This is a genomic window from Devosia litorisediminis (assembly GCF_018334155.1).
In the GTDB taxonomy this organism is placed as follows: domain Bacteria; phylum Pseudomonadota; class Alphaproteobacteria; order Rhizobiales; family Devosiaceae; genus Devosia; species Devosia litorisediminis.
The window spans coordinates 1,289,384-1,309,234 of record NZ_JAGXTP010000001.1; the positions used below are offsets into that span (position 1 = coordinate 1,289,384).

Genomic DNA, 19,851 nt, shown 5'->3' on the forward strand with positions numbered 1-19,851 from the left:
ATGACCAAACCCGTTATCGAGATGAAGAATATCGAGAAGCACTTTGGCCAGATTATCGCTCTGGCCGGGGTCTCGCTTGAGGTGATGGCCGGCGAATGTCATTGCCTGCTTGGGGACAATGGGGCCGGCAAGTCGACCTTCATCAAGACCATGTCTGGAGTGCACAAGCCAACCAAGGGCGAGATCCTGCTCGATGGTGCGCCGATGAACTTCACCACGCCACGCGATGCCATCGATGCCGGCATCGCCACTGTGTATCAGGATCTTGCGATGATCCCGCTGATGTCGATCAGCCGCAACTTCTTCATGGGCAACGAGCCCCTGACGGGGCGGGGGCCTTTCAAGTTCTTCGACCATGATCTGGCCAATGAGGTCACCATGAGCGAAATGCGCAAGATGGGCATCAATCTGCGCGGGCCGGATCAGGCGGTGGGGACGCTTTCGGGTGGCGAACGCCAGACCGTAGCAATCGCGCGCGCGGTGTATTTCGGCGCCCGGGTGCTGATCCTCGACGAACCGACCTCGGCGCTGGGTGTGCGGCAGACCTCCAATGTGCTGGCGACCATCGACAAGGTGCGCAAGAAGGGCGTGGCTGTGGTGTTCATCACCCATAATGTGCGCCACGCGATGGCCGTTGGGGACCGGTTCACCGTCCTCAACCGCGGCCAGACGCTAGGCACCGCGCCGCGGGGTGAAATCAGCTCCGAGGAGTTGCAGGACCTGATGGCTGGTGGGCAGGAACTGGCTGTGCTCGAAGGTTCATTGAGCGGCACTGTCTGAGCTGCAAGGCACGCACTACGAATAGCGATGGGTCCCACACCGTTCAGCGATGGTGTGGGGCCTTTTTGTTGGGTGGTGAGAAGGTATCAAGAGGTCCGCAGCACGGCTCTCGGTGCTGCAATTGGAGGGGGCGTTCAAAGCGAATGTGACCTCAACCATCTGATCGCAAACATCAAAATCGGTTCCGGATCCGGAGGGAGTGCCGAAATGCAGTGTCGGCCGTGAATGCGCGTTTGGTTTCTTAATGGTGATGATGCGCGGCATATTTGGTTTCGATTGACACTCGATTTGGTTTCGTATTAGCTCGGATTGTGCTCGAGATGACTGGATAACCAGCGCCGGGCGGCCGGGAGGAATCAATGGTTTGCACTTGCGCCCATGGCGTATTTGCCGATGGTGACGCCGTTGTCGGGTGTTCCAGTCCGGCGCGGCTAAGGCCGGCTGTATCGCCCAATGTCAGGGTCTTCACATTTCGCATTGCGGCTGTCGTCAAGTCGGCTGCTCAGGCGTATGGTTTGATAGATCTACCCGACCCCGCACGCTTGGCGCCTTTTGGCGCTGCGGCGAACGCCGTGTCGGAACTTGCTGCAGACCACGGTGATCCTGGCCAGCATTTTGGACCCGATCTCAGTGCAGATGGAATGCGTTCCGCGGTAGCCCGGGGATGGGCGCAAATCCGCGAAACGATTGTAAGCCGCCTCCGGCCTGGCACATCGGACACGATGGGCTGCGCTGCGTAACTCGACTGCTACCTGGCACTGATTGGCGTTTGCGACGCCGGCTTAGCTGGTTGGAAAGGATCAAGAGCTTGCTCGAACTCGACAGCATTACCAAGGTGGTCGGCGCACAGACCCATATAAGCGATGTGTCGCTAAGGCTGGAGCGCGGGACGCTGAACGTGCTGCTGGGCCCGACATTGTCGGGCAAGACCAGCTTGATGCGCCTGATGGCAGGGTTGGACAAGCCTACACATGGCCGACTGAGTTTTGACGGTGTCGATGTGACGGGGGTGCCACCACAGAAGCGTGACATCGCCATGGTGTTTCAGCAGTTCATCAACTACCCCACCATGACCGTCTATGAGAATATTGCCTCGCCGATGCGCGTGGCCGGGGCCGACAAAAAGGCGATCGACGAAGCGGTACAGAGCGCCGCTGAACTGATGAAGCTGACACCCTACCTGCAGCGGACACCGTTGAACCTGTCGGGTGGTCAGCAACAGCGCTGCGCGCTGGCGCGTGCCATTGTCAAGAATGCCGGTCTGGTGCTGCTTGATGAGCCACTTGCCAATCTCGATTACAAATTACGCGAAGAATTGCGCGCGGAACTGCCGCGCATCTTTGCTGAGGCTGGCACGATCTTCGTCTACGCTACGACCGAACCATCGGAGGCGCTCTTGCTGGGCGGCAATACGGCCACCCTGTCGGAGGGGTGTATCACCCAGTTCGGCAAGACCATCGATGTTTTCCGGCAGCCGCGTGACCTGATCACAGCGAAGACCTTTTCCGACCCGCCGCTCAATATCATTACCATGCGCAAGGCGGGCACGTCGTTTCAGATTGAGGGGGGCTTCGGCTTTGCCGTGCCGCCGCATCTGGTCAGCATCCCTGATGGTACCTACACGATCGGCTTCCAGCCACATCATTTATCGCTGACCCCCGCCAATGCCGCATCGGTGGCAATCAACGCCAGTGTGACGGCCATGGAAATTACCGGATCAGAGAGCTTTGTGCATTTGCGCTATGTCGATGCGCGCTGGGTCATGCTGACCTCGGGTGTTCATGACTTTGATGTCGATTCACAGATTGAAGTGTTTCTGGATCCGCAATTGCTGCTGGTCTTCGACGAGCAGGGGCGTTCCGTGACCACTAGCCAACCAAACGCTACAGGGGAGGCGCGCAATGGCACGAATTGATCTCGACCATATCCGCCACTCCTATCTCCCCAACCCCAAGAGCGATGCCGACTTTGCGCTCAAGGAAGTCCATCACCAATGGGATGATGGCGGCGCCTACGCCCTGCTCGGTCCCTCAGGGTGTGGCAAGACCAGCCTGCTGAACATTATTTCGGGACTGGTTCACCCCTCGCGCGGCCGTATTCTGTTCGACGGCATGGATGTGACGGCGCTGACGCCTGAACAACGCAACATCGCCCAGGTTTTCCAGTTCCCCGTGATCTACGACACCATGACGGTGTACGATAATCTGGCGTTTCCGTTGCGAAACCGGCGGTTCGCCGAGGACGATATCAAGCGCAAGGTCACCGAGACGCTTGAGATGATCGATCTGTCTGATCTGGCGCATCGGAAGGCGCGCGGCCTGACCGCTGATCAGAAGCAGAAAATCTCGCTGGGCCGTGGTCTGGTGCGCTCTGACGTCAACGCCATCCTGTTCGATGAACCACTCACGGTGATCGATCCGCACATGAAATGGGTGCTGCGCAGCCAGCTCAAGCAGCTGCACAAGCGCTTTGGCCACACCATGGTCTATGTCACCCACGATCAGACCGAGGCGCTGACCTTCGCTGACAAGGTGATGGTGATGTATGAAGGAGTTATCGTGCAGATCGGCACGCCGTCGGAACTGTTCGAGCGCCCAAGCCATACCTTTGTTGGTTATTTCATCGGCTCGCCCGGCATGAATGTGTTTCCGGTAGCCTTGGACGGCGCCGTGGCGCGCCTTGGCAATCAGAGCGTTGATCTGCCCGGCTCAGCCAGGGTCGAAGCGGGTGCAAAGACCGAACTCGGTGTTCGACCGGAGTATGTCCAAGTTGGGCGCCAAGGGCTGCCGATCACGATTCATGCGGTGGAGGATATCGGTCGCCACAAGATCGTGCGGGCCCGGCTCGACGGTCTCGATCTGGCCGCCATAGTTCCTGAACACGGTGAGATCCCTGCTGATCCACACATCACCTTCGATCCGAAGGGCATCAATATCTACGCCAATTCCTGGCGCCAGGACTTGAGGGGCTGATCATGGAAAGAAGCTGGAACAACAGAGCCTGGTTTCTGGTGCTGCCGATGCTGGTGCTGGTGGCATTCTCGGCGATCATTCCGCTGATGACGGTGGTCAACTATTCGGTGCAGGACACTTTCGGCAATAACCAGTTCTTCTGGGCGGGGCTGGAGTGGTTTGAGGAAGTGCTGCACTCGGATCGCTTCTGGAATGCGCTGGGGCGCAATCTGATTTTTTCCGGTCTGATCCTGGCCATTGAAGTGCCGCTGGGCATCCTGATTGCGCTCAACATGCCCAAAAAGGGTCTGGGGGTGACGGTCTGTCTGGTGCTGATGTCGCTGCCATTGCTGATCCCGTGGAACGTGGTGGGGACCATCTGGCAGGTATTCGGCCGTGTCGATATTGGCTTGCTTGGCCATACGCTGGCTGGGCTGGGTATCGACTACAACTATGTGCAGGACCCCTTTGATGCCTGGGTCACGGTGGTGCTGATGGACGTCTGGCACTGGACCAGCCTTGTCGTACTGCTTTGCTATGCCGGTCTGGTCTCGATCCCGGATGCCTATTACCAAGCGGCCAAAATTGATGGCGCCTCGCGCTGGTCGGTCTTCCGGTTCATTCAACTGCCCAAGATGCAACGCGTGCTGCTGATCGCCGTGCTGCTGCGTTTCATGGATTCGTTCATGATCTACACCGAGCCCTTCGTGGTGACGGGCGGCGGGCCGGGCAATTCGACGACCTTCCTGTCCATTGATCTGGTGAAGATAGCAATTGGGCAGTTTGACCTTGGCCCTGCTGCCGCGATGTCGCTGATCTACTTCATGATCGTGCTGCTGATGAGCTGGGTGTTCTATACCGTCATGACCAATCTGGGGCAGGGAGACGACCGATGAGTGATCCTGCAATGGGCGCTGCCGCCCCGATGAGCAATGCTGCCTTGGACCAAACGCAACAGGGTGGTGGCGTTATCAGTCGCCGTCCGCGGACAGTCAGCTATTCCTGGCTGATCCCCACCATCTACATCGTGTTTCTGCTGCTGCCGATCTACTGGCTGGTCAATATGAGTTTCAAGACCAATCAGGAAATCACCGCATCCTTCACCTTGTTTCCCAACGAGTTCACCTGGCACAATTACGCCGTGATCTTCACCGATCCGTCCTGGTATTCGGGCTATATCAACTCGATCATCTATGTTGCGCTCAATACGGTGATTTCCCTGCTGGTGGCGCTGCCGGCGGCCTATGCCTTCTCGCGTTACCGCTTTTTGGGCGACAAGCACCTATTCTTCTGGCTGCTGACCAACCGCATGGCCCCGCCTGCGGTGTTCGCGCTGCCGTTCTTCCAGTTGTATTCATCGTTCGGTCTGATCGACACCCATATCGCGGTGGCGCTGGCGCACTGCCTGTTCAATGTGCCTTTGGCGATCTGGATCCTTGAGGGCTTCATGTCGGGCGTGCCCAAGGAAATCGACGAGACCGCCTATATTGACGGCTACTCGTTCCCGCGTTTCTTCATCAAGATTTTCATGCCGCTGATTGCTTCGGGCATCGGTGTGGTGGCTTTCTTCTGCTTCATGTTCTCCTGGGTCGAACTGCTGCTGGCCCGCACGCTGACCACCACGGACGCCAAGCCGATTTCAGCGATCATGACTCGAACGGTTTCGGCCTCGGGGATGGATTGGGGGGTGCTGGCAGCAGCCGGGGTTCTGACCATCATCCCGGGTGCTTTGGTCATCTATTTCGTACGCAACTACATCGCCAAGGGCTTTGCCCTCGGGCGGGTTTAGGAGGGCGCTATGGACTTCTCATGGATGGCCTGGACCTGGCCGACGGCGTTGTTCTTTCTTACCATTTTTGCGCTGCTGGTCGGTATGGCCATCTGGGAATATCGCGTTCCCGGCGGCAGCCCTCGCGTGGGCATTCTCAGGTTCGAAACAACGCGCGGTGATCGCCTGTTCGTGTCGCTGCTGGGCAGTGCCTTTATCAATCTCGCATGGCTTGGGCTGATCGGGCCCAACCTGTGGTGGAGTCTCGCCGTGTCGGTGGTCTACGCGATCTGCGTGTTCCGCTTTGTCTAGGCGAGGGGATGGGGGGCGGCCCCGCATGGTTGCCGCTTTCAGACGAAAATCAAAAGACTAGGGAGGACTACAATGCGACTGAACTTGCTTACATCGACTGCAACGCTCGCCCTGATGCTTGCAGGCACCCCGGCTTATGCCGGCATGGCGGAGGCGGAGGCATTCCTTGACGCTGAAATCGGCGAGATGTCGACGCTGTCACGCGCCGACCAGGAAGCCGAAATGCAGTGGTTCATCGACGCCGCAGCGCCATTCGCAGGAATGGAAGTCAAGGTGGCCTCGGAAACCCTGACTACGCACGAATACGAGTCCAAGACGCTGGCACAGGCGTTCTTCGATATCACCGGTATCAAGGTCACCCATGACCTGATCGGCGAAGGCGACGTTGTCGAAAAGCTGCAAACCCAGATGCAGTCGGGCGAGAACATCTATGACGCCTATATCAATGACAGCGATCTGATCGGCACCCACTGGCGCTATCAGCAGGTCCGCAATCTGACTGACTGGATGGCTGGTGAGGGCGCTGCCGTTACCAATCCTGGTCTGGACCTCGAGGACTTCATCGGTTCCTCGTTTACGACGGCACCTGATGGCAAACTCTACCAGTTGCCCGATCAGCAGTTTGCCAATCTGTACTGGTTCCGTGCTGACTGGTTCGCCGATGAAGCCAACAAGTCGGAATTCAAGGCTAAGTATGGCTACGATCTGGGCGTTCCGGTGAACTGGTCGGCATATGAGGATATCGCCGAGTTTTTCACCGGTCGCGAAATCGACGGCGTGGAAGTCTATGGCCACATGGACTACGGCAAAAAGGATCCTTCGCTGGGCTGGCGCTTCACCGATGCATGGCTCTCCATGGCCGGCAATGGCGACAAGGGCATTCCCAACGGCCTGCCCGTCGACGAATGGGGCATCAAGGTCAACGACAAATCCCAGCCTGTTGGGTCTTGCGTCGCCCGTGGTGGTGACACCAATGGACCGGCTGCTGTCTATTCGATCCAGAAGTATCTCGACTGGCTGAAGGCTTATGCGCCACCAGAAGCGCAGGGCATGACGTTCGGTGAATCCGGCCCCGTGCCATCGCAGGGCAATATTGCCCAGCAGATCTTCTGGTACACCGCCTTCACTGCCGACATGGTCAAGCCCGGCCTGCCAGTGATGAACGAAGACGGCACGCCCAAATGGCGTATGGCGCCTTCGCCACACGGCGTTTACTGGAAAGACGGCATGAAGCTTGGCTATCAGGACGTGGGGTCATGGACACTGATGAAGTCGACCCCGGTTGACCGCGCATCGGCTGCCTGGCTGTACGCGCAGTTCGTGACCTCCAAGACCGTGGACGTCAAGAAAAGCCATGTTGGCCTGACTTTCGCTCGCGAAAGCACGATCCGTGACCAGAGCTTTACCGATCGCGCTCCACAACTTGGTGGACTGGTCGAATTCTATCGCTCGCCTGCGCGTGTGCAGTGGTCCCCAACCGGTACCAACGTTCCTGACTATCCAAAGCTGGCTCAGCTCTGGTGGCAGGCGATTGGTGATGCTGCAGCAGGCGCAAAGACACCTCAGGAAGCCATGGACTCGCTGTGTGAAGAGCAGGAGAAGGTGATGTCGCGCCTCGAACGCGCTGGCATTCAGGGCGAATTCGGCCCCGTGCTCGCTGAAGAGCATGATCTGGCCTACTGGAATGCCGATGCAGTCGCCAACGGCAATCTGGCGCCACAGCTGGCAATCGCTGATGAAAAAGAGCAGGGCATGACCGTCAATTACGACGACCTGCTCAAGAGCTGGGCTGACGCTCAGCAGTAACCGCACATCTCTCCCAACAGAGGCAGGCGTCGGACCGGGTAATGCCTGGCCCGGCGCCATTTCTTTGGTCTCAATAGGATTTACGAGGCTGCGAGGAGCTCTTGGCCTCTATCATTGGTTATCAAAACCGCGAGACGTTTGATGCAGGTCAAAAGCCTTGCTTCAGTCTCTTCTAGGCTTCTGATCGGTCGGCAGTGCGTCGATCCAGTTCGGGAGTTGTCGAGTGCCAACCAAAACCGCTGAGATCGAATCCATACTGCGTCAGGCCAAGCCGCAACACAGATGGGTCTGGCCGACCGTGATTGTGGTTGGGCTGGCTGCGGTTACTGGCGGGGCATGGATTTGGTGGCAGGGCGCAGTTGGCGAGAGCGCGCCGTCATATGTGACGCAGGTCATCGATAGTGGCGACGTGACTGTCACTGTCACTGCCACCGGTTCGGTGGAGCCCACAAACACGGTGCAGATATCGACAGAATTGTCTGGCACGGTTCGATCGGTCAATTTTGACTTCAACGACATCGTCAAATCCGGCGATGTGCTGGCCCAGCTTGATACGGCAACCCTTGAGGCCAACCTTACCCGTGCGCGGGCCAATGTTGACGCTGCACAGGCCCGGGTGGCCGAAGCCCGGGCAACGCTGGATGAGACCGATCAGGCCTATGAACGCTCGCTGCAACTGGCCGACAAGGGCGTAGCGTCCGATCAGGTGCTGCTGAGCGCTAAATCCAATTTCGCCCGTGCAACCGCTGCACTGCAAAGCGCGGCTGCCAATGTCGCGATTGCGCAGGCCGACCTGGCGCTTAACGAAGCCAACCTGACCAAAGCCTGCATCTGCGCTCCCATTGACGGGATCATTCTTGATCGCAATGTCGAAGTTGGCCAGATTTTGGCAGCGTCTTTCTCCGCCCCAACACTGTTCACGCTGGCCGAAGACCTCTCGCGCATGCAGTTGCAGGTCGACATCGACGAGGCAGATATTGGCCTGGTGTCCGAAGGCGATCGGGCCAGCTTTACGGTCGAGGCATTTCAGAACATGTCGTTCCCGGCCGAGATTGCCGAACTGCGCTTTGCGCCACTGACCGTCAACGGCGTGGTGACCTACAAGGCCATTCTAGCTGTCGACAATTCGGATCTCCTGTTGCGCCCCGGCATGACGGCAACGGCCTCTATCATTGTGGCGGAGTCCGCAGGTGTGTTGCGGGTGCCCAATGCGGCATTGCGGTTCACCCCGGACACACCAATAACACCACCTTTGGAGCCAGCAGGGCAGCGAACAGTGTGGGTTCTGCGCGGTGATCAAGCGGTGCCCGTTCTTATGCAGCCCGGCAGTAGTGATGGCAGCTTTACGGTCGTTCTGGATGGCGAGCTTGGCATTGGTGATCGGGTGATCGTTGATGCGGGCCCGGCCTGATGCCTGCCCCCACTGAGATGCCGCACGCCCCTGACGTGGCTGAGACCCTTATTGAACTGCGCGGGATCACCAAGGTCTTTGGCACTGGTGAGGCCGAGGTGCATGCCTTGCGCGGCGTTGATCTGACCATTGCTCGGGGGGAGTTTGCCGCCATTATGGGCCCAAGCGGCTCGGGCAAGTCGACAGCCATGAACATAATCGGTTGCCTCGATAGCCCAAGCGCGGGCAGCTATCTGTTCGGTGGCGTTGACGTCGGCTGTATCGGACGCAATCAGAGTGCGCTGCTGCGGCGCAATTTCCTCGGATTTGTGTTCCAGGGCTATAATCTGTTGGCGCGCACGTCAGCCCTCGACAATGTGGAACTGCCGCTCATCTATCAGGGTATTGCTGCAGGCCAGCGACGACGCATGGCGCTCGAAGCGCTGGCAAGGGTCGGTTTGAGTGGGCGCGAACATCACGACCCATCGCAGTTGTCTGGCGGTCAGCAGCAAAGAGTGGCCATAGCGCGCGCCATAGTCAGCCGGCCCGATGTGGTGCTGGCGGACGAACCGACCGGCAATCTTGATACGGCAATGGCGGGCGACATCATGGAGTTGCTGGTCGCGCTCAATCGAGACGAAGGAATCACCATTGTCATGGTGACCCACGAGCCGGACATGGCGGCGTACGCCGATCGGCTAATTAGCTTTCGCGACGGTCGTATCGAGTCCGATGTGGTGACCAAGGGGCGTCTCAATGATACTTGAAACCGGTCGATTGGCCATTCACGCGATCTTTCGCAATGCCCTGCGCTCATCGCTTACCGTGCTGGGCGTGGTGATTGGTGTGGTGGCGGTCATTGCCATGGTGACACTGGGGCAGGGCACCACCGCCAGGGTCGCCACAGAAGTCGCCCAGCTGGGCAGCAATCTGTTGATGGTCATGCCGGGTCAAGAGGCCGGTGGGCCCGCCTCCGGCGGCGGTAGCGCGGCCAGCTTCACCATTCGCGATGTGGACGCGGTTGCTGATCAAATTCCGGGCGCACTGACAGCCGCTCCCTTTGCCTCACGCACGATGACACTGGTTTTTGGAGCGGAAAATCACAGCTCTGCGGTGACGGGTACCGATAACCGCTATTTCATCGCCCGCGACTGGCCCATTGAATACGGACGGGATTTCTATGAAAGCGAGCTGCAGGCCGGTAGTGCTGCATGCGTCATTGGCGACACGACCCGCAGCCTGTTCTTTGGAACAGGTGACCCGATCGGGGAGACTATTCGCGTCGGCCAGATTTCCTGCCGGATCATTGGCGTGCTCGTGTCACGTGGCAGTTCGAGCTTCGGCTCTGATCAGGATGATATCGTCATCATGCCGCTGCGCACCTTTCAGCGCCGCATTGCCGGCAATGCCGACGTGAACATGATCTATGTCGCGGTGCGGGAGGGGTTCTCGACCGCCAAGGTCATTCGCGACATTGAGCTACTGATGCGCGAGCGTCGTCAGATCGCAACGGGCGAAGAAGACGACTTTAATGTTTTCGACATGGAGCAGGTCGCTTCCATGCTATCGACCGTGACTGGCATTTTGACGGGTCTTCTGGCCGCGGTGGCCGGCGTCAGTCTTCTGGTGGGCGGTATTGGCATCATGAACATCATGCTGGTTTCGGTGACCGAGCGCACCAAGGAGATCGGCATTCGACTGGCGATTGGCGCCTCAGAGCGCCAGATCTTGATGCAGTTCCTCGTCGAGGCGATCGTGTTGTCGCTGTTCGGTGGCATTATTGGCATTGGTCTGGGCCTGGCTCTGGCGGCCATTGCCGGCAGTTTTCTCGATGTGCCGTTCATCATCGACCCGCTCGTGGTGTTTGGTGCCTTTGCGTTCTCGGCAGCCATTGGTGTGATCTTTGGATATTTCCCGGCCCGACAGGCTGCGCGCCTCAACCCCATAGAAGCACTCCGTCGGGAATGAGGTCGCCCTGAAAGCGCGCCGCCTAACGTTGCTGCAGCGGGTGGCGCGGATTACTGAGGCGGGTCCTGACGGGGCTCATCGTCCTCGTAGAGGATACGTTGGGCGGCGCCGTCGAGGTCGTCATACTGGCCATCGCGCAAGGTCCACAGGAAGATTGCCAGACCGGCAGCCCCCAGTACGATCGAAACGGGTATGAGAAAGAAGAAATCGCTCATGTCAGTGCTGACGCAGGACGGCTCAACACGATGGGCGGCCGCTTGAACTGCGGGTAGCCCCGCCAGCCAAGACGCAGCGCGTTCAGTACCACTACGATCGACGAAAGCGACATGGCGATTGCGGCGAGGAAGGGATTGACCAGACCGGCCAGAGCGACGGGCAGGGCGACCACGTTGTAGAGAACCGAAAGCGCCAGATTCTGTTGCACCAGCTTGCCCGCGTCACGGGCAATCGCCAGTGCCAGTGGGATGGCGCTGAGATCGTCATGCAGGAAGACGAAATCCGCGGCGCTACGCCCGACATCGGCAGCACTGGACGGCGCCATTGAGGCGTGAGCCGCAGTGAGAGCTGGGGCATCATTGAGGCCGTCGCCCACCATCAGTACCTTGCGTCCCTGCGCAGCCAGCGCTGCAATAATTTGGGTCTTGCCGCCGGGCAGTATATCGCTGGCGAAGCGGGGAATGCCCAGCGCTGTGGCGACGCTTGCCACTGGCGCCGTGCGGTCGCCCGAAACGATCTCAAGCTGCAGGCCCCGACCCTGCAATGCAGCGACGGCATCTATGGCCCGCGGGCGAAGGGTCTCGGTGAAATTGAAGTTGTGCACGGCAAAACCATTGCAGCTCAGGACTGTACTGCTGGTCTCTGTGTTGTCCGCTATGGCCCATTCGGCGCGACCGAGGCGAAAGGTGTCGCCATTCAAGGTGCCTTCGATGCCCAAGCCGGGGTGCTCGGTCACATTGTCAAACACAATGCCGGACGATTCCGTTTTGCCGGTCTGGGCGATTGCCCAAGAGAACGGATGCCGGGAATAGCTGGCCAGTGCTGCGGCGCGGCCAAGTAGAGCTGGTTCGATATGTGCCGGATGCTGCAATTGGGGCGTGCCCAGGGTCAGGGTGCCGGTCTTGTCGAAAATGATGGTGTCGATTTCCGCCAGCCGTTCAAGGGCCGAGCCATCCTTGACCATGATGCCAGCATCGAACAGGCGGCGGGCGGCCACGACCTGCACCATGGGCACGGCCAGACCGAGCGCGCAGGGGCAGGTGATGATCAGCACGGCAATGGCCACAGTAACAGCGTTATGCAGATCGCCATTGATGACCATCCAACCCACAAAAGCAGCCAATGCCGCAAGGTGCACCACGGGCGAGTAGAATTCGGCTGCGCGATCAGCAATGCGCCGATAGCGGTTGCGTCCGCTCTCGGCGGCTTCCATCAGTCGGACCATCTGCGCCAGCGTGGAATCCTGTTCGGCGGCTTGGGCCCGAAGGGTGAGGGGGCCGGTCAGATTGAGCGTTCCCGCTTCAAGCAGGAGGCCTTCCGATGCGGCGACAGGCACGCTTTCCCCATTGATCAGGCTGCGGTCGAGGTCCGAGCGACCGCTCAGGACGACAGCATCGACGGGGACGCGTTCGCCTGCGGCCAGCAGGATGGTCATGCCGGGGATGATCTCGCGCAGAGGCAGGTATTCGCGGTTGCCGTCTTGAGTGAGGACCAACGCGCCGCGAGGCGCCAGCTTGATCAGGCCCTTGACCGCATTGCGAGCGCGCTCGCGCATGACGTGATCAAGCGTGCGGCCAATAAGCAGGAAGAAGATCAGCGAGACTGCGGCGTCGTAATAGACCTGATCGCCCTGAAAGATGGTGTCATAAAAGCTCAGGGCGAACGCCAAGGTGATGCCGATGGTGATGGGCACGTCCATATTGGTGCGGCCATGTCGAACAGCGTTCCAAGCCGAGACATAGAAGATACGGCCTGAATAGAGCATGGCAGGCAGGGCCAGAGCCGCGCAGATCCAGTGCAGCACGTCGCGGGTAGCATCATCGGCGCCAGCCCAGACCGAACCGGATAGCATCATGATGTTCATCGAAACAAAGGCTGATACCGCCAAAGCGCGCAACAGGCCAGGCAGGGTGCGGTCTGCTTGGTCTTCCTGGGTTTCAAACAGATTAGCGGGGTACCCCAAATCGGCCAGCGTCCTGACCATGGGTGGTGGTGCGGCGGTATCGCGCCAGCGCACGGCCACGCGTTTGGTCGACAGGTTGACCCGGGCCGAGACGATGCCCTCGATGCCGCTCAGGGCTTTTTCAATGCTGCGAATGCAGCCGCCACAATGGATCGAGGGCACGGACAAATCGGTCTGGCGCAGGCCATCGCCGATATCGCGACTGGCCAGGCGCAGTTCGTTATCGCCCGGGCCAGGCTGAGTGGGTCCCGCGACAGCCTCGATGAACTCTGGCGGCGGCAGGCAACAAGTCATGTGTTTAGTCCCGCACGGCTGCGTAAGCGTGCCAGGTGGCATGGCCCAGCAGTGGGAAGATGATGATCAAGCCAATCAGGGCGGTGCCAAGGCCAATGGCCGTCAGCGCGAGCACGATTGCGCCCCACAGCAGCGCTGCAGGCAGGTTGTTCCAGACAAAGGACATGGACAGGCCCATCGCCGAGAAAGCGTCCAGACGCCGGTCCAGCATCATGGGGATGGAAAAGGCGCTGATCGCAAATGCAAAGGCAGCAAACAGGCCGCCGATTGCCGTACCGACCAGCAGCATGGCAATGCCGGTAGGGGTGGTGAACAGCGTGTTGATAATCTGGTCAAAGCCGGGGAACGGGCGCACGCCGAAAAACAGGGCATAGAGGAGCACTGCGGCGCGCACCCAGATCAACATCAGCATGAGCAAAATAGTGCCGACATAGAGCAGGTGCGTTCCGCCACCGCGGCGGGGGAAGACCATTGCCCAGAAGGAGACCTTTTCGCCGGCTTCAATACGGCGGCTCTTTTCATAGAGTCCTGTCGCGAGCAGTGGCCCGACCACGAGAAATCCAGCCAGGGCAGGAAACAGGATCTGGGCCCAGCCAAAGTTGACCATGGCGCCAATCACCAGCAGGGAGAGCAGCGCGATACCAAGGCCATAGAGTAGGCTGGGAAGGGGATGTGTCCACAGATCACGCCAGCCCAGAGAGAGCCATTTAAGGGCGTCGGTCGCGGGTAGATGGCGATTATGATCGACGGCCTTGGGCAGCGCCGGGACGGTATCGGGAATGGGGAGCAGTGTCTTGGCCATGATGCGATCCGATTATTGGCTGTCTCAGCAAGCTGACTTGGCGGCGCGATAAGTGCCGTTTTCACCAGCGTCCTGAAGATGGGTGATGCAGTCGGGCTGCGAGGAAAAAGCCACGTAGACCAGGTGCGCATTGGCGGCCAGCAGGACGCCGATGAGCACAAGGGCCACGGCCACCATCATGCGGCGAGTGCCGCGCGCACAAGTGTCGACGCCCTTTAGGTGACCGGGCACAGTCATTGCGCGTTGGCCCGCAGATCAAGGACATAAAGCGTCAGCAGCTTGATGTCGGCGGGCGTCAGGCGCCCCTCCCAGGATGGCATGACGCCTGCGCGGCCGGCAAAGACCGAGTGGCGGATGGCAGCGCGGTCACTACCATATATCCAGAAAGCGTCTGTCAGATTGGGGGCCCCGGTATCAGTAAGGCCCTTGGCCGTCTCGCCATGACAGGCGGCACAATTTTCAGCAAAAATGGTCGCGCCCGTTGCCAGGAGTTCTGGATCGGTTGCCGCTGCCAGATCGGGCTGTGACAAGGCCTGCACATAGGTCACGACCGTGTTGATGTCTTCGCTTTCGAGCATCTGGTCGCGTCCAAACGCCAGCATCTGGGCATAGCGCGTGTCGTCGCTGGAGCCATTGATGCCCACGCGGATGGTTTCGGCGATGATCTCTGGATCGTCGCCCCACATGGTGGGGGCCTGGGTCAGATTGGGGAAGCCGGGATTGCCAGTTGCGCTGGTGCCGTGACAGGCGGCGCAGTTGTCGCCAAACAGCGTATTGCCCGTCTCGCGTACAATGGTCATCAGGGCTGGATCAGCCTGAATTGCAGCATAGTCCTCAGACACAATTCGATCCGTCCAGGTTGCCCTGTCCATTTGTGCCTGCTGCACCACCTCGGCTACTTCTGCCTTCTGGTCAACGCCCAGAAGGCCGCGGAAATAGCCATTTATGCCAGGCCAGCTGGGATTGAGGATGGTCCAGATGACAGCAAAACAGACCGCGATCGTCAGAACGATATAGAGAATTTTGGGAACGGGTGTGTTGAGTTCCTTGATGCCATTCCATTCATGCCCGGTGGTCATCTGCCCCGAGATCTTGTCGCGTTCACCTACCGCCATGGCCGGTCCTCCTCTTCAAGGATCGGCATTTTGGCAGCTTCATCAAACCCCTTCTTGTTGGACGGCCAATAGGTCCACACCAGTGCAATAATGCTCAGGGCGACGAGGTAAAACAGGCCGAACGACTTGGAAAAGCCGACGATTGTCTCGTGATCGAACGGCATCTATTCGGCCTCCGCCTGGTTGGGTTGGTGAGCGGCATTGGTCAGGTTGCCGAGGATCTGGAGATAGGCCACCAGCGCATCCATTTCGGTGAGACGTTCGGGAACGCCATCAAAAGTGCGAACATTGGTGGCGTCGCCATAGCGTTCAAAAACGCCATCGCCTTCTGGCGTATCGGGATTGGCCTGTCCAAAAGCGTCCAGGCTGGCGTTGACGATCTGTTCGTCGCTATAGGGTACCCCCACGGTACGTAGCGCGGTCAGGTGTTCACCCAGATCGTCGGTGCGCAACGAGTTGCGCAGCAGCCAGCGATAAGCCGGCATCTTGGATTCAGGCACCACGTCACGTGGGTTGTTCAGATGAAGGGTCTGCCAGTCATCTGAGTACTTGTTTCCCACGCGGGCAAGGTCAGGACCTGTACGCTTGGAGCCCCAGAGCATGGGATGGTCGTAGCTGCTCTCCACGGCCAGCGAATAAGGTCCGTAGCGTTCCACTTCATCGCGCAGGGTTCGGATCATCTGGCTGTGGCAGGCATAGCAGCCTTCGCGGATGTAGATGTTGCGCCCCGCCACTTCGAGCGGTGTGTAGACGCGCATGTCGGGCGCCTCTTCGACGGTCTCGTCGATAGAAAACAGGGGGGCGATCTCGATCAGGCCGCCAATCGATGCGACGATGACGATGAAAACAACAAGCCCAATGGCGCTGCGTTCTAGATTGTAGTGAAGGCCGAACATCAGGCTATTCTCCGGCTTGCAGTGCAGGGGTTTCGAGATCGATGGTGTCGGCCTCCGTCGCGGGCATGCGGATTGTCATGACCACGTTGTAGAGCGCGACCAGGGCGCCAAGCAGAAACAGCAGGCCACCGAAAGCACGCGCGATATAGTAGGGGTGCATCTCCACCAGGCTGTCGATGAACGAGTAGCTCAGCGTACCGCTCTCAGTGTAGGTGCGCCACATCAGGCCCTGGATGACTCCCGAGTTCCACATCGCGAAGACGTAGATAACCGTGCCCGACAGGGCGAGCCAGAAATGCACTTCGACCAGCTTGTTGGAGTACAGGCTCGGTTTCTTCCACATTGATGGCACCAGGGCATAGAGCGAGCCGAAGGTGATCATGGCGACCCAGCCGAGCGCGCCAGCGTGAACGTGGCCAATGGTCCAATCGGTATAGTGCGAGAGTGAGTTCACCGCACGAATGGCCATGAACGAGCCTTCGAAAGTGGTAATGCCGTAAAAGATGGCCGCCAGAGCCATGAAGCGCAGAACAGCGTCATCGCGCACCTTGTGCCAAGCGCCGTTCAGCGTGAGCAGGGCGTTACCGGCGGAAGCCCAGGATGGGACCAGCAATACCAGCGAGAAGGCCATGCCCAGCGTCTGCACCCAATGGGGCAGGGCTGTGTAGTGCAGGTGGTGCGAACCAGCCCACATATACATGAAGGTGATGCCCCAGAAGCTGATGATCGACATGCGATAGGAAAAGATGGGACGACCGGCCCGCTTGGGCAGATAGTAGTACATCATGCCCAGAAAGCCGGCGGTGAGGAAGAAGGCCACGGCGTTATGGCCATACCACCACTGGGTCATGGCGTCCTGAACGCCGGAGAACAGCGAGTAGGATTTGGCACTGCCAAACGAGACCGGTACGGCCAGATTGTTGACGATATGCAGAATGGCCACGACCAGAATGAAGGCCATGTAATACCAGTTTGCCACATAGATATGGGGCTCCTTGCGGCGGGCCAGTGTGCGCATATAGATCAGGAAATAGACGACCCAGACGACAACCAGCCAGATATCGGCGTACCATTCGGGCTCGGCATATTCCTTGGACTGAGTAAGGCCCATGAGATAGCCGCTGGCAGCGATCACGCAGAACAGATTATAGCCGAGCAGCACAAACCAGGGACTGATCTGATCGGGCAGGCGAGCACGGGTGGTGCGCTGCAACACATGAAATGAGGTGGCGATCAGGGCATTGCCGCCAAAGCCGAAAATGACGCCGCTGGTATGGACCGGACGCAGGCGGCCAAAGCTGGCCCAGGCTGCGTCGAATGTCATGTCTGGCCAAGCCAGCAGGGACGCGACCCAGAAGCCTACGCCCATGCCCACCACGCCCCACAACAGGGTCAGGATGATACCGACGCGCGTTGGTGCGTCGTAATACTCATTGAGACGGTCATCGCTGGGTTCGGGCGCGTCCTTGCCGCTCATCACGATAAAGAACCCAATTAGCCCAGCTGCCATTACGATCCAGCCGTGGATGCCAATCAGGTCGTCACGACCTGCCACTGCCATTGCCAGCCCGACAATGCCCAGCCCTCCCAGGATGAGCATTGCCCAGAGCCGTTCGGCTCGTGTCAGATCTGCAATCATTATTGTTGTGCCCCAACGTCGGATGCAGGCAAGTTTGCCCAGTTAGGTCCAACCCCTAGCGAAAAAAATACGGGCGTCTTTGATCTGGCGCAAAGACGGCGTCCTTCATGGGGAGTGAGCGTCAAATACATGTGGCGTTGCACGGACTTATTTGCGCGCCGACAAAGTTGCCCGTTCAGCCTGCGGTTAGCTTAAGGCTGAGGGAGAGCCGCCAAATCTGGATGAGGAGGATACGCTGTGGATGATCTTGAGCTCGATGTGCGCCCGATTCTTGCCAGTGGCGGAGAGCCGTTCGGCGCCATAATGAGTGCAGTAAACAAGTTGATCGGTGGCCAGAAACTCAAGCTGATTGCGGGGTTTCGACCCGACCCCTTGTTCAAGGTTATGGCTGAAAAGGGCTTTTCGGCGACCAGCACGTCGCTGGACAGTGGCGACTGGCAGGTCGTGTTCACGCCGATGCCGGTTTCAAATCCTGCCAGACCCGAAACCTGGCCTGATCCTATGGATTATCTGGACTGCAGTGGTTTGGAACTCGTCCCGGCGCAGCAGAGCGTTGAGGTCGCACTGGCTTTACGTGGCGAGGGCGACGTATTGTTCGCACTGTTCTCCGAAGAACCGCTGGCGCTGTATGCGCGGTTGAAATCGAACGGGCACGCCTGGGTGGGGGATTTTGACGATACCGGAGAGGCGTATCGTTTGATGATACGCTGTGGACATGGCTGAGCGGGTTCAGCCACGCTCGCGTCGTTGCCGCGACAGCACAGGGCCATATTCGAAGACGTAAAGCCCGAAGGCGAAGATCCAGCCCATACCAGCGACTGTGAGCAGTTCCATGTGTGCGGCTGGCCAAAAACTGGTCATTGGACGTGAAACTGCTGCGATCAGTAGTGCGGCATAGCTTGCGATCGTGGTTGGCGACGCTGCCAGCGGCAAGCCGGTATGCCCCCGTGTTGCGCGGGTCATAATGGCCAATGTCATAACCCCGATAACCCCGACCGTGAAAACATGAAGTGCTGCGACGGGCTCAAACCAGCCGAGTTGGGCCAAGGCAATCAAGCCAAAGCCGAACGGTACGAAACCGTAGCCAAGATGCAGAATCAGTACGAGCTTTTCGTCCCAGACCTGCCAGCCGCGCCAACGCAACAGCCGTGCCAGATGTAACAGTGCCGCTGCGCCGCACGCCAGCGCTGACCACATCGTTCCCGGCATCAGGACCCACAGTGTCAATGCTGCCAGACTCACCAGCAAGACCAGGGCATCAAAGCGGTTATAGGAAACGGGCAGGCGGTCAAAATGGTGTTTGGACAGCCAGTTTCGGGTGAAGCTGGGAACAACCCGCCCACCCATGATCGATACCAGCATCACATAGGCGCTGACCGCCAGACGGTTGGCCAGGCCAACGTCGCCACCGGTGGCAATCAGCGTGTGGAAGCCGATATTGGCCAGCGCCAAGGCGGCGATGCCGCCGAGAATTTTGAGATCCTTCCACTTTTTTCCAGCAATGATCTCGCGCGCACAGATCGCCAGCAACATGGGGAGGAAACTGGCTTCAATCAGCAGAGATGGCAGCAGTCCCAAGGCATCGGGCGCCAGCATGGTGAGGCGACCTGCACACCACAGGGCGAACAGAAACGCCAGCGGCGTGCCAGATACCGGCAGGCGGCCGGTCCAGTTGGGCACGGCGGTGAGCAAAAATCCGGCCAACGCCGCTGAGCTGTATCCAAACAGCATTTCATGGGCATGCCAGTAAGCGCCGCCATAGCTGCCGCCAATTTCCCAGCTCGCTATCAGAGCGCCGATCCAAAGGGCCATGGCGGCAATCGCCCAGATGCCAGCCGCCAGAAAGAAAGGTCGGAATCCGTACGAGAATAGCACTGGACCGGTGCGGGCAATGCCGCGGGGAATCGGTTGGCGTTTGCTTGCCGACGGATTGCTGCCTGCCATACTGAAT

The 19,851-nt window shown here is 59.1% G+C and carries 20 protein-coding genes; 11 read left to right on the forward strand and 9 right to left on the reverse strand.

Going from position 1 to position 19,851, the window contains the following annotated elements; all coding sequences use genetic code 11:
- From KD146_RS06190 to KD146_RS06235, 10 genes are all read left to right on the forward strand, one after another.
- On the forward strand, positions 1-780 hold the full coding sequence (locus tag KD146_RS06190; RefSeq protein ID WP_212657842.1) for an ATP-binding cassette domain-containing protein: 780 nt from the start codon (positions 1-3) through the stop codon (positions 778-780).
- An 808-nt stretch (positions 781-1,588) separates the two neighbouring features.
- Positions 1,589-2,695, forward strand: coding sequence for an ABC transporter ATP-binding protein (locus tag KD146_RS06195; RefSeq protein ID WP_212657843.1), 1,107 nt, complete (start codon positions 1,589-1,591; stop codon positions 2,693-2,695).
- The gene (locus tag KD146_RS06200; protein ID WP_212657844.1) at positions 2,682-3,752 is read left to right on the forward strand and encodes an ABC transporter ATP-binding protein; all 1,071 of its coding nucleotides are present in this window, start codon (positions 2,682-2,684) and stop codon (positions 3,750-3,752) included. The genes KD146_RS06195 and KD146_RS06200 overlap by 14 nt, the downstream gene beginning before the upstream one ends.
- A gap of 2 nt (positions 3,753-3,754) precedes the next feature.
- Positions 3,755-4,627 carry a carbohydrate ABC transporter permease gene (locus KD146_RS06205; RefSeq protein WP_212657845.1) on the forward strand — a complete coding sequence of 291 codons (873 nt, stop codon included), beginning with the start codon at positions 3,755-3,757 and terminating at the stop codon, positions 4,625-4,627.
- Positions 4,624-5,520, forward strand: a complete 897-nt coding sequence (locus KD146_RS06210) for a carbohydrate ABC transporter permease (protein WP_427857057.1) — start codon at positions 4,624-4,626, stop codon at positions 5,518-5,520. The genes KD146_RS06205 and KD146_RS06210 overlap by 4 nt, the downstream gene beginning before the upstream one ends.
- Positions 5,521-5,529: 9 nt before the next feature.
- The gene (locus KD146_RS06215; protein ID WP_212657846.1) at positions 5,530-5,811 is read left to right on the forward strand and encodes a DUF2160 domain-containing protein; all 282 of its coding nucleotides are present in this window, start codon (positions 5,530-5,532) and stop codon (positions 5,809-5,811) included.
- Between the two features lie 72 nt (positions 5,812-5,883).
- Positions 5,884-7,617 (forward strand): ABC transporter substrate-binding protein, encoded by a 1,734-nt coding sequence (locus KD146_RS06220; protein ID WP_212657847.1) that lies wholly within the window; start codon positions 5,884-5,886, stop codon positions 7,615-7,617.
- A 223-nt stretch (positions 7,618-7,840) separates the two neighbouring features.
- Complete coding sequence (locus KD146_RS06225) at positions 7,841-9,028, forward strand: efflux RND transporter periplasmic adaptor subunit (protein ID WP_212657848.1); 1,188 nt, start codon at positions 7,841-7,843, stop codon at positions 9,026-9,028.
- Entirely contained in the window at positions 9,028-9,774 is a 747-nt protein-coding gene (locus KD146_RS06230) for an ABC transporter ATP-binding protein (RefSeq protein ID WP_427857059.1), read from the forward strand. The genes KD146_RS06225 and KD146_RS06230 overlap by 1 nt, the downstream gene beginning before the upstream one ends.
- The gene (locus tag KD146_RS06235; protein ID WP_212657849.1) at positions 9,764-10,975 is read left to right on the forward strand and encodes an ABC transporter permease; all 1,212 of its coding nucleotides are present in this window, start codon (positions 9,764-9,766) and stop codon (positions 10,973-10,975) included. Before KD146_RS06230 ends, KD146_RS06235 begins: the two co-directional genes overlap by 11 nt.
- 50 nt (positions 10,976-11,025) lie before the next feature.
- Here KD146_RS06235 and ccoS read toward each other — a convergent pair whose 3' ends face one another.
- From ccoS to ccoN, 8 genes are read right to left on the reverse strand one after another with little or no spacing between them, the layout of a single operon-like run.
- On the reverse strand, positions 11,026-11,190 hold the full coding sequence (gene ccoS, locus KD146_RS06240) for a cbb3-type cytochrome oxidase assembly protein CcoS (RefSeq protein ID WP_212657850.1): 165 nt from the start codon (positions 11,188-11,190) through the stop codon (positions 11,026-11,028).
- The gene (locus KD146_RS06245) at positions 11,187-13,448 is read right to left on the reverse strand and encodes a heavy metal translocating P-type ATPase (RefSeq protein WP_212657851.1); all 2,262 of its coding nucleotides are present in this window, start codon (positions 13,446-13,448) and stop codon (positions 11,187-11,189) included. The genes ccoS and KD146_RS06245 overlap by 4 nt, the downstream gene beginning before the upstream one ends.
- Positions 13,449-13,452: 4 nt before the next feature.
- Positions 13,453-14,250 carry a DUF2189 domain-containing protein gene (locus KD146_RS06250; protein ID WP_212657852.1) on the reverse strand — a complete coding sequence of 266 codons (798 nt, stop codon included), beginning with the start codon at positions 14,248-14,250 and terminating at the stop codon, positions 13,453-13,455.
- A 24-nt stretch (positions 14,251-14,274) separates the two neighbouring features.
- Complete coding sequence (locus KD146_RS06255; RefSeq protein WP_212659219.1) at positions 14,275-14,487, reverse strand: hypothetical protein; 213 nt, start codon at positions 14,485-14,487, stop codon at positions 14,275-14,277.
- On the reverse strand, positions 14,484-15,365 hold the full coding sequence (gene ccoP / locus KD146_RS06260) for a cytochrome-c oxidase, cbb3-type subunit III (protein ID WP_212657853.1): 882 nt from the start codon (positions 15,363-15,365) through the stop codon (positions 14,484-14,486). Before ccoP ends, KD146_RS06255 begins: the two co-directional genes overlap by 4 nt.
- A complete protein-coding gene (locus tag KD146_RS06265) occupies positions 15,356-15,529 on the reverse strand; it encodes a cbb3-type cytochrome c oxidase subunit 3 (protein WP_212657854.1) in 174 nt (57 codons plus the stop codon). The genes ccoP and KD146_RS06265 overlap by 10 nt, the downstream gene beginning before the upstream one ends.
- Positions 15,530-16,261, reverse strand: a complete 732-nt coding sequence (gene ccoO, locus KD146_RS06270) for a cytochrome-c oxidase, cbb3-type subunit II (protein WP_212657855.1) — start codon at positions 16,259-16,261, stop codon at positions 15,530-15,532.
- A gap of 4 nt (positions 16,262-16,265) precedes the next feature.
- Positions 16,266-17,900, reverse strand: a complete 1,635-nt coding sequence (gene ccoN / locus KD146_RS06275) for a cytochrome-c oxidase, cbb3-type subunit I (protein ID WP_212657856.1) — start codon at positions 17,898-17,900, stop codon at positions 16,266-16,268.
- 237 nt (positions 17,901-18,137) lie between these two features.
- On the opposite strand from ccoN, the gene KD146_RS06280 reads away from it, so the two are divergent.
- Positions 18,138-18,623, forward strand: a complete 486-nt coding sequence (locus KD146_RS06280) for a DUF2249 domain-containing protein (RefSeq protein ID WP_212657857.1) — start codon at positions 18,138-18,140, stop codon at positions 18,621-18,623.
- Positions 18,624-18,629: 6 nt separating this feature from the next.
- Here KD146_RS06280 and KD146_RS06285 read toward each other — a convergent pair whose 3' ends face one another.
- Positions 18,630-19,844 (reverse strand): NnrS family protein, encoded by a 1,215-nt coding sequence (locus KD146_RS06285; protein WP_212657858.1) that lies wholly within the window; start codon positions 19,842-19,844, stop codon positions 18,630-18,632.
- Between the last annotated feature and the right edge of the window lie 7 nt (positions 19,845-19,851).